At 59.7% G+C, this 15,453-nt stretch carries 12 protein-coding genes and 1 pseudogene; 8 read left to right on the forward strand and 5 right to left on the reverse strand.

All coding sequences use genetic code 11. The features are described 5' to 3' along the window. Positions 1–17 precede the first annotated feature (17 nt). Positions 18–2,339 (reverse strand): hypothetical protein, encoded by a 2,322-nt coding sequence (locus tag H2037_RS16655; RefSeq protein WP_292124227.1) that lies wholly within the window; start codon positions 2,337–2,339, stop codon positions 18–20. A 332-nt stretch (positions 2,340–2,671) separates the two neighbouring features. Between H2037_RS16655 and H2037_RS16660 the strand changes: the two genes are divergently transcribed. From H2037_RS16660 to H2037_RS16685, 6 genes are all read left to right on the forward strand, one after another. Beyond that, positions 2,672–4,879 (forward strand): polysaccharide biosynthesis tyrosine autokinase, encoded by a 2,208-nt coding sequence (locus tag H2037_RS16660; RefSeq protein WP_292124228.1) that lies wholly within the window; start codon positions 2,672–2,674, stop codon positions 4,877–4,879. A gap of 181 nt (positions 4,880–5,060) precedes the next feature. After that, positions 5,061–6,383 (forward strand): UDP-glucose/GDP-mannose dehydrogenase family protein, encoded by a 1,323-nt coding sequence (locus H2037_RS16665; RefSeq protein WP_292124231.1) that lies wholly within the window; start codon positions 5,061–5,063, stop codon positions 6,381–6,383. Next, positions 6,383–7,357, forward strand: coding sequence for an SDR family NAD(P)-dependent oxidoreductase (locus tag H2037_RS16670; protein ID WP_292124233.1), 975 nt, complete (start codon positions 6,383–6,385; stop codon positions 7,355–7,357). Before H2037_RS16665 ends, H2037_RS16670 begins: the two co-directional genes overlap by 1 nt. A 16-nt stretch (positions 7,358–7,373) precedes the next feature. Further along, positions 7,374–7,820 carry a glucuronosyltransferase gene (locus H2037_RS16675; protein WP_292124235.1) on the forward strand — a complete coding sequence of 149 codons (447 nt, stop codon included), beginning with the start codon at positions 7,374–7,376 and terminating at the stop codon, positions 7,818–7,820. After that, positions 7,817–8,305 carry a glycosyltransferase gene (locus tag H2037_RS16680; protein WP_292124236.1) on the forward strand — a complete coding sequence of 163 codons (489 nt, stop codon included), beginning with the start codon at positions 7,817–7,819 and terminating at the stop codon, positions 8,303–8,305. Before H2037_RS16675 ends, H2037_RS16680 begins: the two co-directional genes overlap by 4 nt. A 49-nt stretch (positions 8,306–8,354) precedes the next feature. Continuing rightward, positions 8,355–9,476: a glycosyltransferase gene (locus H2037_RS16685; protein ID WP_292124238.1), complete on the forward strand. Its 1,122-nt coding sequence runs from the start codon at positions 8,355–8,357 to the stop codon at positions 9,474–9,476. 89 nt (positions 9,477–9,565) lie between these two features. On the opposite strand, the gene H2037_RS17440 is transcribed toward H2037_RS16685, so the two are convergent. The 4 genes and pseudogenes from H2037_RS17440 to H2037_RS16695 all read right to left on the reverse strand — a co-directional run bounded on the left by H2037_RS17440 (position 9,566) and on the right by H2037_RS16695 (position 12,250). Then, on the reverse strand, positions 9,566–9,733 hold the full coding sequence (locus H2037_RS17440; RefSeq protein ID WP_365833957.1) for a transposase: 168 nt from the start codon (positions 9,731–9,733) through the stop codon (positions 9,566–9,568). Between the two features lie 49 nt (positions 9,734–9,782). Further along, positions 9,783–9,923, reverse strand: a complete 141-nt coding sequence (locus H2037_RS17445) for a hypothetical protein (protein ID WP_365833954.1) — start codon at positions 9,921–9,923, stop codon at positions 9,783–9,785. Positions 9,924–9,942: 19 nt separating this feature from the next. Continuing rightward, a pseudogene (locus H2037_RS17450) lies at positions 9,943–10,290 on the reverse strand (transposase); the annotation flags it as partial. A 562-nt stretch (positions 10,291–10,852) separates the two neighbouring features. Next, entirely contained in the window at positions 10,853–12,250 is a 1,398-nt protein-coding gene (locus H2037_RS16695) for an O-antigen ligase family protein (RefSeq protein WP_292124240.1), read from the reverse strand. A 197-nt stretch (positions 12,251–12,447) separates the two neighbouring features. On the opposite strand from H2037_RS16695, the gene H2037_RS16700 reads away from it, so the two are divergent. Beyond that, positions 12,448–13,776 (forward strand): oligosaccharide flippase family protein, encoded by a 1,329-nt coding sequence (locus tag H2037_RS16700; RefSeq protein ID WP_292124242.1) that lies wholly within the window; start codon positions 12,448–12,450, stop codon positions 13,774–13,776. Continuing rightward, positions 13,773–14,864, forward strand: coding sequence for a polysaccharide pyruvyl transferase family protein (locus tag H2037_RS16705; RefSeq protein ID WP_292124243.1), 1,092 nt, complete (start codon positions 13,773–13,775; stop codon positions 14,862–14,864). Before H2037_RS16700 ends, H2037_RS16705 begins: the two co-directional genes overlap by 4 nt. Positions 14,865–15,453 lie beyond the last annotated feature (589 nt).

A 15,453-nucleotide genomic window follows, 5' to 3' on the forward strand; every position in this document is an offset into this window, starting at 1 on the left:
GGCGGGGGCGGGGGCTTCTAAAATACGTTCTGAAGTCCGAAACACTCGAGGTTGGAGCCAAACTCGTACGGCGTAGGTCGGCAGGCGGATGGTTGGCCATATCGCCAGCCGGACCCCTTAAATCCGAGATAGACCCTGCCGAACACGTCCTTGTCCGCGTCCATGGCCACGACTTCGTCGAGGGCGCCGACGGGGAAGGCTCCGACCATCGCCCACGTCGTCGCGTCATCAACGGATCGCCAGACGCCGTAGCGGCCATTTATTCGTCCGGTCAGATAGATGGCCGGATAGTCGGCGCCGGACGCGGCCTTGCCGAAGGCGATGTCGTGTACGTGTTCGACATTGTCCAAGGCGCGCCAACTGCGGCCGCCGTCGGTCGAGCGCCGTAAGCGCCTGTCCGCCGAATGCTCCGCATTGGCGGTGAAGAACAGATGTCCGGCTTTGCCCGGCACGGCCCGAAGCTTGGCGCTGTACCGGCTGTCCGGCGCGATCGCGCCCTTAAAGACCTGACGCCAGTTGCGGCCGCCGTCTTCCGTCGACCAAAGCCCTTCGAGCCGGGAGTTGGCGCCGTCCCCGCTGTGCGCCAGATAGAAGGTCGCGGGCAGGACGCGATCAGCCGCCAGGGTTCTGCGGTGGAAATTGTAGCGGGCGTAGGATCCCGTATCAGGCAGGACCTCACCCGCCAGCACGACCCGTTTCCAGGTCACCCCCCGGTCCGTGGTGTAGAAGGGCGAGCGGTTGCGGGCCGGCGCCCAGACGATGTTGTTCACATCATCAGATGAGACCGCGATCGCGCCATAGGACATCCGCCAGGGATCGGAAGCATTCGTGCCGGGAGGTTGAGGCAGGCTGGCGAACCTGCTCCAGGTCCGACCGCCGTCTGTGCTGTATCCAGCGAGGACCGCCTCGCCGTCCTCGGAACAACAGCTGCGTGTGTCCGACGCGTTGGTCACCATGAAGGCGGGATTCGACGCGCTCCAGTCGACCTGCTGCACCCCGATCAGGACTCGTTCTTTTGGACCGTAGCCGGTGGAGAAGCGCGTAAGATCGTCGCGAACATGCAGACCGAAATCCCAGGCGGCGAAAATCGGCAGCCGCCCGGGCGCGGCGACGACGTCGTTCGCAACAAGTTCTTCGATACCTCGAACCCGGCTCTTCCAATCGACGCGTTGGGCGTCCGCGCCGATATCGGCGAAATACACGCCGGTGCCCGCGCCGTTCCACAGGCGATCAGGAACGATCGGATCGAACATCACATCGCCCGTAGCGAAGAATCCATTATCCACCACATGGAGCCAGGGCGGATCCTTTTCGCCGACAGTGGGACGGCCGGACAAGCGCAACCAGCGCATGCCGCCGTCAGCGCTTCGATACCCCCGCCCGCCGACGTCGAACACATAGACCGCGCCGTCCTTAGGATTTGTCGCCACCGCCGCGAAGGCGGCCGGCTGGAGGCCTGGGTTGCCGGTCAGGTCTCGCCATTGTCCGTGGTCGAACTTCCAGATCCTTCGACCCTCCACATCCACGCCGAAGAAGGCGCCGTCCCTCGCGAACACCCCGCGTCGGAGATGTTCGGGCCCCGGGCGGTCAGGGTCGCCCAGCGGCTGGAACGACACGCCGCCATCGTCGGACTTCCAGATTCCTCGTCCAGATATCGCCGCCCACAATTCGCTTCCATCGGGCGTGAACCACACCATCGTTCCCGGGGAAGGACCGTCGGCTCCTCCAGTGGGATTCGGCAGCGTATCATTCCGGGACCACGTCCGTCCGCCGTCCAAGGATCGCCATAAGCCGTCGTGGGGTGTTCCGAACACGACGACGTCCGGATTGTCGGGCTTTACGGCGATAAACGGGCCGTAGTGACGAAACGGACTGTTGGCGTCGAACGCGAGTTTCGGCAGCGCGCCCTTTTCGAACCGTTGTCCCCGGTCGGTTGATCGATAAAAACCGCCCGCCATGGCGAGATATATCCGCTGCGGATCGGAGGGAGCGACGACCACCTCGTACACGCCCTGATTCAGTCTCATGGGCCCAGCATCCGGCATGTTCGCCGAGGTGACCAGTTGCGTCCACCGATCCTTGGGCTCGTCCCATAAGTAAGCGCCATAGACGTCGGCTCGGGCGACGCGCGTCGCTCCGCTACGGTCCATACTCAAGCCGGTTATAAAGCCGCCGCCGCCGATCGGCACGGCGCGCCATTCATAGGCTGAGGCCGAGGCCGCAGCCGGCGTCGGTGCAATCGGACTTTCCGCGCCTGCAACCGGCCCCGCCGGCGCGGGGCCGACGCCGTCGGCCGCCAGTCCCAAAACGAGAAGCGCCGAAACCGCGATTGAATGCATGTGGAAGATCCTCATGGACGAAAGCCTGGCGGAGAGCGGAGGGATCCAAAGCCTATGCCACGCGGGATCGCCTCTCGCGATCGCAACATGTCGCACTACGCGAGGGAATGCGGAGATTGAGACCCTCGATCATTTTATCGTTTCTTTTGTGTCAACACGGCATGGTAAGTGCAGGATGGACGACATCGTTTGGTCGCTGGATCGATTTCAACCGCCTCTCTCTCGCTGCTAGGCTGATTTTGTGCAGTGCGGTATAGGAGGCGTGTTCCTCGATCTTCGACTGGAACCGACCTGTGCAATCCGGCTGCGGCCAAAGTCCTGATGATGGTGCGATGACTGAGACGAACGATTATTCGCCTTCCAATGGCGGCCGCGCGGGCGAGACAATCGATATCCAGCGATTGATCTCTGTGTTCCGCCGCCGGTTGAAGCTGTTCGCGGCGGTGGCGGCCGTGGTCTTCGTAGGGGTTGCGGCCCTCATGCTGCGCCAGACACCTCTGTATACGGCGACTGCAAACCTCCAGATCAATACCCGTACGGAACAGGTCGTCGATTCGAAGGCAGTGCTTTCCGGTCTGACGCCCGAGACGAGCGTCGTGGACACCGAGGTCGAGGTGTTGAAATCGCCGGAACTGGCGGCGGCCGTAGTTCAGGATCTTCGCCTGACCGAGGACCCTGAGTTCAACGCCCGACTTCAGGAGCCGGGACTGGTCGGCACAGTCAAGAGCTGGGTCGGACTGGGCGTGGACCGGACCGCGCCGACGACAGAGGCGGGCCGCGAGGCGGAACGCCAGCAGGTCATCAATGTCGTCGGTCAGCGCTTAAGCGTTCGGCGCGTCGGCCTTACCTATTCCATGAATGTGGGTTTCACATCGGAAAGCCCCGTCAAGGCCGCCCGGATCGCCAACGTCTTCGCCGAGAAATATCTCGAGTCCCAACTGAACCGTAAGCTAGACGCCACCGGCCAAGCCAATAGCTTCCTGCGTTCGCGCCTGGATGAACTCCGCCAGCAGGTCCAGGAGGCCGACGCTGCCGTCTCGAACTATCGGGTCGCCAACAACCTGCTCAGTTCGCAAGGAACGACCCTGACCGAACAGGAAATCTCGGCCTATAATCAGCAACTTGCCGCCGTACGGGCCCAGGAAGCCGAGCAGGTGGCCCGCCTCCGCACTGCGCGCGCGCAACTCGCGTCCGGTTCCAACGGCGACGACGTCGGCGAAGCTCTGACGTCCCAGGTCGTCCAAAATCTGCGTTCGCAGCGCGCCGCCATCAGCGCGCGCGTCGCCGACATGAGCAGCCGCTATGGCCCCCTCCACCCCGACATGGTGCGGTCGCAACGCGAGTTGGCCGATATCGACGCGCAGATCCAGGCCGAAATCCGCCGCATCATCTCGAACCTCGAGGCCCAGGTCCGCGTCGCCCAGGAACGCACAGCCTCAGTCCAGTCCAGTCTCTCTTCGGCCCGAAGCGCCTTGGCCAGCAACAGCGGGGCCTCGGTGCAGTTGCGAGAGCTCGAAGGCAACGCCGACGCTGCACGCGCGGTCTACCAGAGCTTCCTGGATCGCTATCGCCAGACCAGCGCCCAGTCCGGCATCGAACAGGCCGACGCCACCATCGTGTCGCGCGCCTCGATCCCGACCAAGCAAAGCTCGCCCAATGTCATGCTGAACCTTGCGTTGAGCGTGATCCTCGGCCTTGGCGCCGGTCTGGCGGCCGTCGTGCTGGCCGAAATGTTGGACGCGGGCCTCGGCACGACCGACGAGGTCGAACGCAAGCTCGGCCTGCCGGCCATCGGCTCCGTTCCGCTCGTGGCGTCGGTCGCCGAACCGGCGGATCGTGGGATCAGTCCCATCGATTTCGCGGTCAAGAAACCGCTCTCGGTCTTCGCCGAGGCGTTCCGCTCGTTGCGGACTTCCATCAACTATGCGGGCGGCAGCCAGGGCTGCAAGATCGTCGTTCTCACGTCGGCGCTGCCGGGCGAAGGCAAGACGACGACGTCCGTTGGTCTGGCGCGTGTGTCGGCCATCGCCGGTAGCCGCGTTCTGCTGCTCGACTGCGATTTGCGCCGTCGCGCCGTGACCCGCGCTCTGGGACTGAACACCGACGCCGGCCTGGTCGAGGTGCTTCAGGGCACAGCTACCCTGGAGTCGGTTCTGAAGCTGGACGAGGCCTCTGGAGCCTATATTCTCCCCCTGTCGAGCACGACGGCGACCCAGGATGTGTTCGGCACCCAGGCCATGGACGAGCTTCTTGGCAAGCTGCGCGGCTCGTTCGATCTGGTCCTGATGGACACCGCGCCCGTTCTCGCCCTCGCCGACACGCGCGTGCTCGCCGCGAAGGCTGACATGACCATCCTGCTGGCTCGTTGGCGTAAAACCCCCGCTCGCGCGATCAACAGCGCGGTGAAAATGCTGCAGCAGTCCGGAGCCTATATCCTCGGCGCCGCGCTGACCCAGGTTGATGTCAACGCCCAGTCGAAGCAGGGTTATGGCGACGCTGGCTACTATTACAGCGAGTACAAGAAGTACTACACGGCTTGATAAGGCCGGTTGGGCGGCGTCAAGATTGGGACGCCGCCCACAACTGTGTGACAATAGGATTACAATCGACCACGGTTGGTTGATGCTTAATTTTGCACGAAATCGCTTTTAGGCGCTGCACGCTGTTGCAGTGCAACATCGCGGATCGTAAGCTTTCACGAAGTTTAACGGGGATTTCTAGATGCGCGTCGCGATGATCGGCACCGGCTATGTGGGCTTGGTGTCTGGAGCCTGTTTTGCCGACTTCGGTCACGTGGTGACCTGTATCGACAAGGACCCTTCCAAGATCGAACGGCTGGAACGGGGCGAGATCCCGATCTTCGAGCCGGGCCTGGACGATCTGGTCGCGACCAACGTCAAGGAAGGCCGGCTGTTCTTCACTCTGGAGGGCGCCGAGGCTATTCGTAACGCCGATGCGGTCTTCATCGCCGTCGGCACCCCGACCCGCCGCGGCGACGGTCACGCCGACCTCAGCTATGTCTATGCGGCGGCCGAGGAGATCGCCGGCCTGATCGACGGCTTCACCGTGGTGGTGACCAAGTCCACCGTGCCGGTCGGCACCGGCGACGAAGTCGAGGCCATCATCCGCAAGGTCAATCCGAACGCCGACTTCGCCGTCGTCTCCAACCCCGAATTCCTGCGCGAAGGCGCCGCCATCGGCGACTTCAAACGCCCCGACCGGGTGGTGATCGGCGTCAACGACATCGACGGTGACGTCGGAACCCGCGCCAAGGGGGTGATGAGCGAACTGTATCGCCCGCTGAACCTGAACGAGAGCCCGCTGCTGTTCGTCGGCCGCCGCACTTCGGAACTGATCAAATACGCCGCCAACGCCTTCCTGGCGATGAAGATCACCTTCATCAACGAGATGGCCGACCTGTGCGAGGCCGTCGGCGCCGACGTGCAGCAGGTGGCGCGCGGCATCGGCCTGGACAAGCGGATCGGGTCGAAGTTCCTGCACGCCGGTCCCGGCTATGGCGGCTCCTGCTTCCCCAAGGACACCATCGCCCTGGTCCGCACGGCCCAGCAGTACGGCGCGCCGGTGAAGCTGATCGAGACCACGGTCGAGGTCAACGACACCCGCAAGAAGGCCATGGCCGGCCGGGTCGAGACGACCCTGGGCGACAGCGTCGCGGGCAAGACGATCGCCCTCCTGGGCCTGACCTTCAAGCCGAACACCGACGACATGCGCGACGCCCCGTCGCTGGACATCGCTCCGGCCCTGATCGCCGCCGGCGCCAAGGTCCAGGCCTTCGATCCCGAAGGCATGCACGAGGCAGGCAAGCTGCTGCCCGACGTGACCATGAAGGCCAACGCCTATGAGGCCGTCGAAGGCGCCGACGCCGTCGTCATCATCACCGAATGGGACCAGTTCCGCGCGCTCGACTTGGACCGCGTCAAGGACCTGATGAACCAGCCCGTGCTGGTCGACCTGAGAAACGTCTATCGGTCGGAAGACATGGCCAAACGTGGGTTCAAGTACAGCGACATCGGACGCGGCTGATGTCGAAGCCCGTCATCGTCACCGGCGCGGCCGGCTTCATCGGCATGCATACGGCCGAGCGTCTGCTCGACCGGGGCGAGACCGTGATCGGGATCGACAATTTCAACGACTACTATGATCCGGCCCTGAAGGAGGCACGGGCCGCCCGGCTGGAGGGCCGTCAGGGCTTCCGCATGGTGCGGGCCGACATCGCCGACCACGAGCAGATCCGCGCCTTGGTGGCCGACAACGGGGTCAAGCGGATCGTGCACCTGGCCGCCCAGGCGGGAGTGCGATACTCGATCGAGAATCCCTTCGCCTATGAACGCTCCAACCTGGCGGGTCACCTGTCCCTGCTGGAGGCGGCCCGCCACAACGAGGCGACCCACCTGGTCTATGCCTCGTCCAGCTCGGTTTATGGCGACCGACCGCTGGAGGGCGCGGGCTTTCGCGAAGACGACCCGACGGTGACCCCGGTGTCGCTGTACGCCGCCACCAAACGCTCGTGCGAACTGCTGAGCCAAAGCTATGCCCGTTTGTACGGCTTTCCCCAGTCGGGCCTGCGCTTCTTCACCGTCTATGGTCCCTGGGGCCGGCCGGACATGGCCTATTACAGCTTCACTCGGAAGATTGTCCGCGATGAGCCAATCGAGGTGTATGGCGAAGGGCAGATGGCGCGTGATTTTACCTATATCGACGATATCGTGGACGGAATTTTGGGTGTGTTGGACAGACCTCCTCAGAAGGGTGTTCATGAGGTTTACAACATCGGCGACAGCGAACCCGTAGGCCTTATGGAAATGATCTCCACGCTTGAAACGGCGCTTGGCGTTGAAGCCAATAAGATCATGCGCCCCATGCAGCCTGGCGACGTCACCGCGACCTACGCCGACATATCCAAGCTGCATGCGCTCATGGGTTACAAACCGAATGTGCCGTTGAAGACCGGACTCCTAAAGTTCGTGCAGTGGTGGCGAACTTACGAGAATGGTTGAGAGCACCTGAAGCATCATGGCTCGTATTCTAGCAGTATCGTCCGGGGGCGGGCATTGGGAGCAGTTGATGCTTCTCAGGGGGGCGTTTTCGAGCCACGACGTTATATATGCCAACACTATCGAAGGACTGGCCGAGAAGTCAGGCGTCGCGCAAGCGACTTTGATTGCCGACTGTAACCGCGACCATCCCATCGACAATCTCCGATGCGCGCGAGACCTCCTCGGTGTCGTCAACCGCCTCAGGCCACATATAGTCGTCACCACCGGCGCCGCCCCTGGGCTTTTAGCGCTCGTAATCGGCAAAATGTTCGGCGCGAAGGTAATATGGGTAGACAGCGTGGCCAACTCAGAGCGGCTATCGCTCAGCGGCAAAATCGCGCGACAAGTTGCCGATTTACACCTCACCCAGTGGGAACATCTGGCCCAGGACAGTCGCACCGAATATTTGGGAGGGTTGCTATGATCCTACTCACCATAGGAACGCAGTTGCCGTTCGACCGTCTAGTAAAGGCGCTGGACGAAATCTCTCCATCCTTAAATCGCCCCATCTTCGGACAGATCGGGAAGTCTTCCTACCGGCCGACGTCCTTTCAATGGGCCGAGAGGTTGGCTCCCAAGGACTTCGACGAGAAGTTCAGCGCGGCGACTGTCATCGTCTCACACGCCGGCATCGGGACCATCCTCACTGCGCAAAAATACGGCAAGCCGATCATCCTCTTCCCACGTGAAGCGCGTTTCGGAGAGCACAGAAACGATCATCAGTTGGCGACTTGCAATCAGTTGGCAGGACGCCCCGGTATCGGTGTTGCGCGTACGCCTCGAGAACTGTTTCTCCTCATCCAATCCGGCACTCTGGTGGGCGCAAGCGCCGAAGAACTGCAGCAGAAGCGTGATGCGTTTGTCGCCAACCTAGGCCGGAAGATCGCGATATTAGCTGGAGGTCGCTGACCGGATGCCCGACGCAGCCCCGGAGTTCCACACCAGCCAAGAGCCCTCCATGACCGATACCGCTAAGCCTCGCACAAAGGTGCTGATAATCGCTCATGACGCCCGAGCCACCGGTGGGGTAAACAACTTCCTGCGGATCATGCGGCGACGCCTTCGCGGTCGAATCGACGCCACACGTTTCTCAAACGGTCCACGCCATAATGAGAAGGGCAAAATCCGGATCTTGGCGCGAATGGCCTGGGATTACGCCCGTTTTGTCGGCGTCGTTTCTCGCAAGAACTTCGATGTCCTTCATATTAATCCGACCTTCGACATGCGATCCCTTCCTCGGGAGGTTGTATTCGTATGGCTCAGCCGAATATTCAGCCCGAAGACCAAGGTCGTGCTCTTTTTCCGCGGGTGGGACTGGAACGCAGTTTCTGCGGTCCAGGACTCCCCCGTCAGACGGAAACTGTTTCTGACCACCTTGAACAAGGTCGACCGCGTTCTTCTTCTGTCCGACACGTTCAAAGCCGGGTTGGTCAAGTTAGGCGTGCCAGGAGACAAGGTGTTTCGAACAACCACCATGTTTGAAGGCGCGGTCCTGAGAGATGTTCAAGCGACGAATATTCCCAAGGCGCTGCAGACCCTGCTGTTCCTTTGCCGCTTCATGCCCGCCAAGGGGGGGCTTGAGGTTATTGAGGCTTTCTCTCGCATCGCCTCAAACTTTCCTATGGCGAGACTGGTCATGGCGGGGGACGGTCCTCAGCGGAGCGCGTTGGAAGCGGCGGCGGCGGCGTCCGGCTTTTCGAACCGGATCACCTTCACAGGTTATGTCGGCGGCGTGGAAAAGATGACCCTACTGGCGGAAGCTGGTCTGTTTGTGCTTCCCACCACCCATCCGGAGGGTATGCCGAACGCCATATTGGAAGCCATGGCAGCCGGCGAAGTCATCCTGACAACGGCCGTCGGCGGAATTTCGGACATCGTTATTGACCGCGAGAATGGAACCATCCTGAAGTCCCAGGACGCGGACGAGTTGACTGAGGTTCTGCTCAGCTATCTCAACGATCCGGAAAGGACAGCCGCAATCGGCGCGCACAATCGGCAGATCGCCTGGTCGCGGTGGGAGTCGCAGATCGTCTCTGACGGTATTGGCGACCATTATATGGACTTGGCTCGGGGACGATGATCCGAGAACAGCCTAGGGACTGAGCAGCGGATACTCCGTCACCCCTAGGCTCAGGACTCATAGCCAGAAGAGCACGGTTGCGGCGAGGGCTAGGCGGACAGGAAGACAGTCGGGCATCGATCGTAGCGGGTTGCGACCCGTCGCCAGTCTTTCAGGCGTCCAAACATGATTTCTATGCGGTTGCGCCGTTTGTAGCGGCGCTTGTCGTAGCGGATGGGCTCGTTGCGTGACTTACGTCCGGGAATGCAGGGAGTGATGCCCTTTGCCTGCTAGGCGTCCCGGAACCAGTCGGCGTCATAGCCCCTGTCACCCAGCAGCCATTGCGCCCGGGGGCAGGCGGTCCAGCAGGGCGGCGGCGCCGGTATAATCGCTGACCTGGCCCGCCGTCATGAACAGGCTGATCGGGCGGCCGTTTGCATCGGTCACGGCATGAAGCTTGGTGTTCATGCCGCCCTTGGTGCGTCCGATCAGTCGCCCAAGCCCCCCTTTTTACCCGCAGGCTCGAAGCCGTGCGGTGCGCCTTCAGATAGGTCGCGTCGATCATGACAGTCCGACGTTCGGTCTGAGCGCCGGACAGGCCCTCCATCATCCGGACGAAGACGCCCGCCTCGCTCCACCGCTTCCAGCGATTGTAGAGCGTCTTGTGAGGCCCATAGGCCGCCGGCGCATCTCGCCAGCGCAGGCCGTTGCGGTTGACGAAGATGATCCCGCTCAACACCCGACGGTCGTCAACACGCGGCTTGCCGTGGCTCTTGGGGAAGAAGGGCTCCAGCCGAGCCATCTGCTCGTCCGTCAGCCAATACAGGTCACTCATGGTCCAGACTCCTCAGGAGCCTGAATCAGATCCCACGCCTCACATCAATGGGTCCTGAGCCTAGGCGGAATGTAACATCAGGCAATTTGATGAGCCCGACGGAGCTAAGGTAGCGGTTAAGGAACTCGGTTCGTATCATTTCTGATGGATTAAAGGCCCGCCTGCTGGGCGCGCAAAAAACGATCAGCTCCGGCGCCATCCGCTGATTGGAGATCTGGGAGTTCAACCGTAGCGTTCGAGGATGACGCCTTAGACCACGTCAAGGAATACGAGACCAAAGTCCTAGGCGAACTCGTCCTGCACAAATGCAGGGACCCAGGTATGGCCCCTGCCCGCGTCATGGGCGCTTACCTGTCGACCGCTCTTCGCATGCCCGGTGCTTGCGCAAGTCCCTATCGGCGCGCGGCTGGATCGGGATCGTACTTGCCGCCGCTGATCGAACAAGCCCACCGCTCGCTGATCCGTATTTAGAGCAGCATGGAGAAAATCTCAGGAGTGGGCCACGCGCTCTCGCGAAACCTATTTTTCCCATTCAGGTTTGCTGAAGCAGCGTGCGGCTGGCTTACGAGAAAAGTCTTGTGGATGGGCTAGCAAAAGAACGCCCCCTTACGCCCGCCCCGCCAGCATTGGACGCAGTCCTCCTCTCACTCTGAGGTCGAACCGCGACAGACATTCCTAACGCCGTCACAAACCAAATCATAAAATCGTTCCAGAATGGCCCAGTGTTGTGAAATACAATATGTATTATGTAAGGAACAAAATAGACTAGAAGCGTTCTATGCGGCCAAAGCATCCTCACCACAAAAGGAATAAATAGCAATAATGGAAGTCCGTAGAAACACAACATCATCAGCAAATAGTTATGTAACGGGTAAACTATAATAGTACCAGGGCTGGGCATATTGGACACATCACTCCAGTACGTCTGCCAGTATCGAGTAGAGTCAAAATCGAACCCATACCCAAATGGCTGTCGCTCAAGAAGCAGAATACCATAGTATACGAGAGTAGCGCGGCCTTCTGATGAAGCATCTCCAGTTTCCACTACACGTGATCCCGTGTCGGCCGCCAAACTCAAGACTTGGGGCAAAACCCAAACACCCAGTGCGAACGCTACCGGCGCAAGTATAAGAAAATATTTTGGCCGCCTAACGATTGTATATATCGCAAAAAACACGACTGCACCCAAAATAGGAGACCTATTACCACTAGCGAAACATATGATAACGAATAGAACTAGCGCTACGAGTACGCCATTTTCGAAAATCTTCCTTTGTCCTGATGGACGAATTTTTCGCTCGTAATAGACACCAACCGCAGCGAAAGCGAGACAGAGTTGGGTTGCCAAAAGAATAGGAGAGAGTGACAATCCCATAGGTCTTCGGTCATAGAAAAATCCGTACTTTTCAAATACCTCACCTTGGATGTTGCCGATAATACCACGAATTGTCCAAGCCGGCTCAAAACCAATAGCTTGCGCCAGAGCAAATATTGATGACAGACCAACTGCAATCAAAATGCTTTGAAGAACCGCTTTCCTCCCGCATATGAGGACAACGGCGCCACCTAGCACTATATTAATAGCTGCCTGAACGTGTATCTCGATCAGCTGGCCAACTACATCTCCTACAGGAGTCGCGTTGAAAAAACTCACGACCACCCCGAGCGTCGCCATAGCCGCTCCAAACGCAAGCAACATTTGGTAGCGTTTTACCACCGTTATGATGATGTCTGTACGCTGACTAGCGATAACTCCAAGAAGCCCAATGGCGATCATGGCTCTCACTGGAACTGGGCCGATTTTCCAGACCGTTAGAGCCACCGATGCAACGAGTAAAAGCGTGAATATTACAAATATCAGCCGCTGGTAGGAAGTCGGTCGTGGAGGGGTCGCGATTCGTCGCGTATTGGCCCTTTCGGAAATGGGCGGCAGTTTTTCTGTCGAGATGGGTAGGTTCATCGGCTCACTTGGGACAAATTGGCCTTTACTTGATCTTGGCGAACCGGCCGAAGGAAGGCAAAGGGTTTGTGCGGCGAGATTTCGTTGGACCCAACCGCGATATCACGGCAAACGACGTTCAATGTGCGTGACGCCTCTCCGCTGGTCGTACAGCTTCAAAACATTCGTCCCTTGGGAAAGTGCGACCCGATAACGCCATGTCCAAACCCGAGCTGACGAAATCTCGCGCAAGGGCGCACCGGCTGCCCTTGCACTCGGGGAAAAGCAAGAACTATCTGGTTCGGATTTGGCGGGTTCTTTTTGGATCGGCCCTCGGTCAAATTTTGCTGATCGCCATATCTCCTATCCTATCTCGCATCTACGAGCCCGAGCATTTCGGGGTGCTCGCCTTTTATCTCAGCGTATTCGGCGTGGCTGCGGTCGTCGCATCCTTAAGACTAGAGTTGGCCATTCCAAACGCACGCTCCGGCGTTGAGGCATCCCAGTTGACGCTGCTTGCAGCCATCTCCGGTCTGGTTCTAGCGGCCATCAGTATTCCTGTGGCCCTTGCCTGGCATCTGCTAGAAGCGAACTCCACTCATCCCCTTTCGCCCTACTGGTGGACCATTCCTTTCGGCATTTTCTTGATGGGAACTTCGAACGCTCTCACCGCCTGGGGTACTTACTTCCGCATGTATAAGGTCGTGGGCCAGTCACGGCTGATGCAGAGTATCGAGTCCGCGTCCATCCAGCTAATCTGGCCGCTGATCGGCTATGGACCGGCTGGGCTTATCGTGGGCTCGGTTTCAGCCCAAGCGGGCGGAGTCTATCGTTTAGGCAGTCGATTTTACGCCTTGGCGCGCCGGAGGCCAGCGATCACGAACATGGAGGCGCTTTGGTGCGCGCTTAAACGTGAAGCGCGGTATCCACTTATCGCCATGCCCGCAAGTCTGATCGGCCGCTTGGCCATCAATGCGCCCGCCCCGATGATTCTGTGGTTGTTCGGGGCCAAGGTCGCCGGACTTATCCTCATCACTCAACGAGTCATAGGCTTGCCGACGACCATACTCGGACGGGCAGCGTCGACGCCGTTCCTCCAGGCGATGGGGGACGCACGGCGCCGCGGAAAATCCGCGGTCGGCATCTTTTTGATCACAATGGGTCTGTTCGCCATTCCGGGTCTGATCATGGTGGCGGGGATACTCGCCATCGGACCAATGGTGTTCGCACTCGTTCTAGGCGAAGAATGGCGCGAGGCTGGCATTTACGCGCAGGTGCTGGCGCCGATGTACTTCTTCCAACTGATCGCGTCCCCCTTCGCCCAGGCCCAATCCGTTGCGGGTAGACAGGCCCGCCAGTTCATTCTCGAGTGCAGCCGCTTCGTTCTGGTCGTCGGCACTTTCTTAGCCGCCAAGGCGCTGGATACGTCACTTATGGTGACACTTGCAGCATATTCTGTAGTCATGTGTATTGTATATATGATGTATATTATAGGCGCTGCCGCATCCTCCCGCGTTCCGCCCTCCTCATCAGGTCAGACAATATGACAATCGCCCTTCATGGATCCTATTTCCGCTACAACTTTGGCGACACTCTCCTATGTCGCCTCTTCTGTCACTGGATTCATAAAGTCACTGACGGCGAATCAGTGGTTCTGCCCATTGCCGATGAGATAAACAAAAATTTGATTGGAGCCGAAAAACGCGGCGTTATGTCAACGTATAATGCCCGCGCCCTTCTATTCTGCGGCGGTGGCTACTTCTCCGAACCCAGCGGGGACCTCAATCGCTGGAGTATCCGGGCTTACTTGCGACACATCTGGCTGGCCGAAGCCGCCATGAAGCTTAACCGGCCATATGCGATCATCGGCGTAGGCGCGGGCCCCTTGACGACCCCGTGGCTGCGCAAGCGGGTGCTGAGGGTCTTCGAAAACGCAGTGAGCGTTGTTGTTCGCGACCAAGAAAGTTATGACTTCTTGATCGAACTAGGCGTCACACGCCCCATCGTCGTCGCGACCGATGCAGTTCTCAGCCTAACCGACGACGCATACACAGAAGACAGCCACATCACGGCGCTGGCCGATCAAATCCATGCCTCGGGCAAACGTCTTCTTGTGGTGCATACGAACTGCCACCCCACGGCGCGGGAACTCGCCGTGGTTGACACTGCCGCCGAATGGGCCGCTTCACAGCCGGACGTCCACGTGATCTTTGCCGACGACAGCGTGTCTCGTCGCAAGGTGACATGGCCGACCACACTAAAGGCAAAATTCCCCGGTCTCGCCAGTCGATCCGACATTTTCGCTTATGATGGCCATCCTGATCGGCTGATTACGTTGCTCAAGAAATCCGATGGAATCGTAACCACTAAACTTCACGTCGGGATCGTCGGATCCGTGCTGGAACGTCCCGTCGTGTCGGTGCCCAAACACTCCAAGACCCCACGATTCTATCGCCAGATCGGTTTATCAGACCAATGTGTCACAACGGGCGAAGATTGGCGCGCACCGCTGGTCGCTAGGCTGAATTATTGGGCGACCGCTGGCCAACCCGACTTCACGCAAATGCGGAAGGTGATCGCGTCCTTCTCATATCCGGCGGAAATCAAATCCTTCCTTAACGGGGCGTCGCGCTGATAGGCTGAAACGGCATGGGCGAGGGCGGCGTATTCAAGCGGCTTCGCCGCATTCTCTTTTTGCCCATCAGCTTTATTCTGGCCTGCCCGACCTCTCATGCTCCTTCGGATACATGCCTAGGGACGGATCAGGCTTTTCGCTCTGTTTTGGCAGCCGACGATCTCGCTCCGCCCGAAATATTGTGGGACGGTCGCAGCGCACGCATTAGCGGCGGCGCGACGTCCTTCCCACGACTTGTTCACGCCGTACAAACTTCGGTAGACGGACGCATACTAAGGACAGAGATAAAGAACACGACCCGAGATCGACGCGCCGCCGACCAACCGGAGACTCGTCGGCGATCGGAAGTCGTTCTCTCGCAGAGGCTGCATAACCAAGAACAATATTGGATGGCGATTTCCATAAAGCCGGCCTCTTACCCCCGCCCTAAAAGTATGGCCGAGACCTCAGGCGTAGGCGGCACTGCATTGCAAATCCATGCCGATAATGGCCTGTCGCTGACCTGCCCCTGAGAATTTCCTCCACGCGGCGCTAGAGTCCGGCCCTTGAAAGGACGGATGGAATGAAGCGAGCGAGATTCACAGAAGAG

Origin of the sequence: Brevundimonas sp. (assembly GCF_013912065.1) — a bacterium.
Taxonomy (GTDB): domain Bacteria; phylum Pseudomonadota; class Alphaproteobacteria; order Caulobacterales; family Caulobacteraceae; genus Brevundimonas.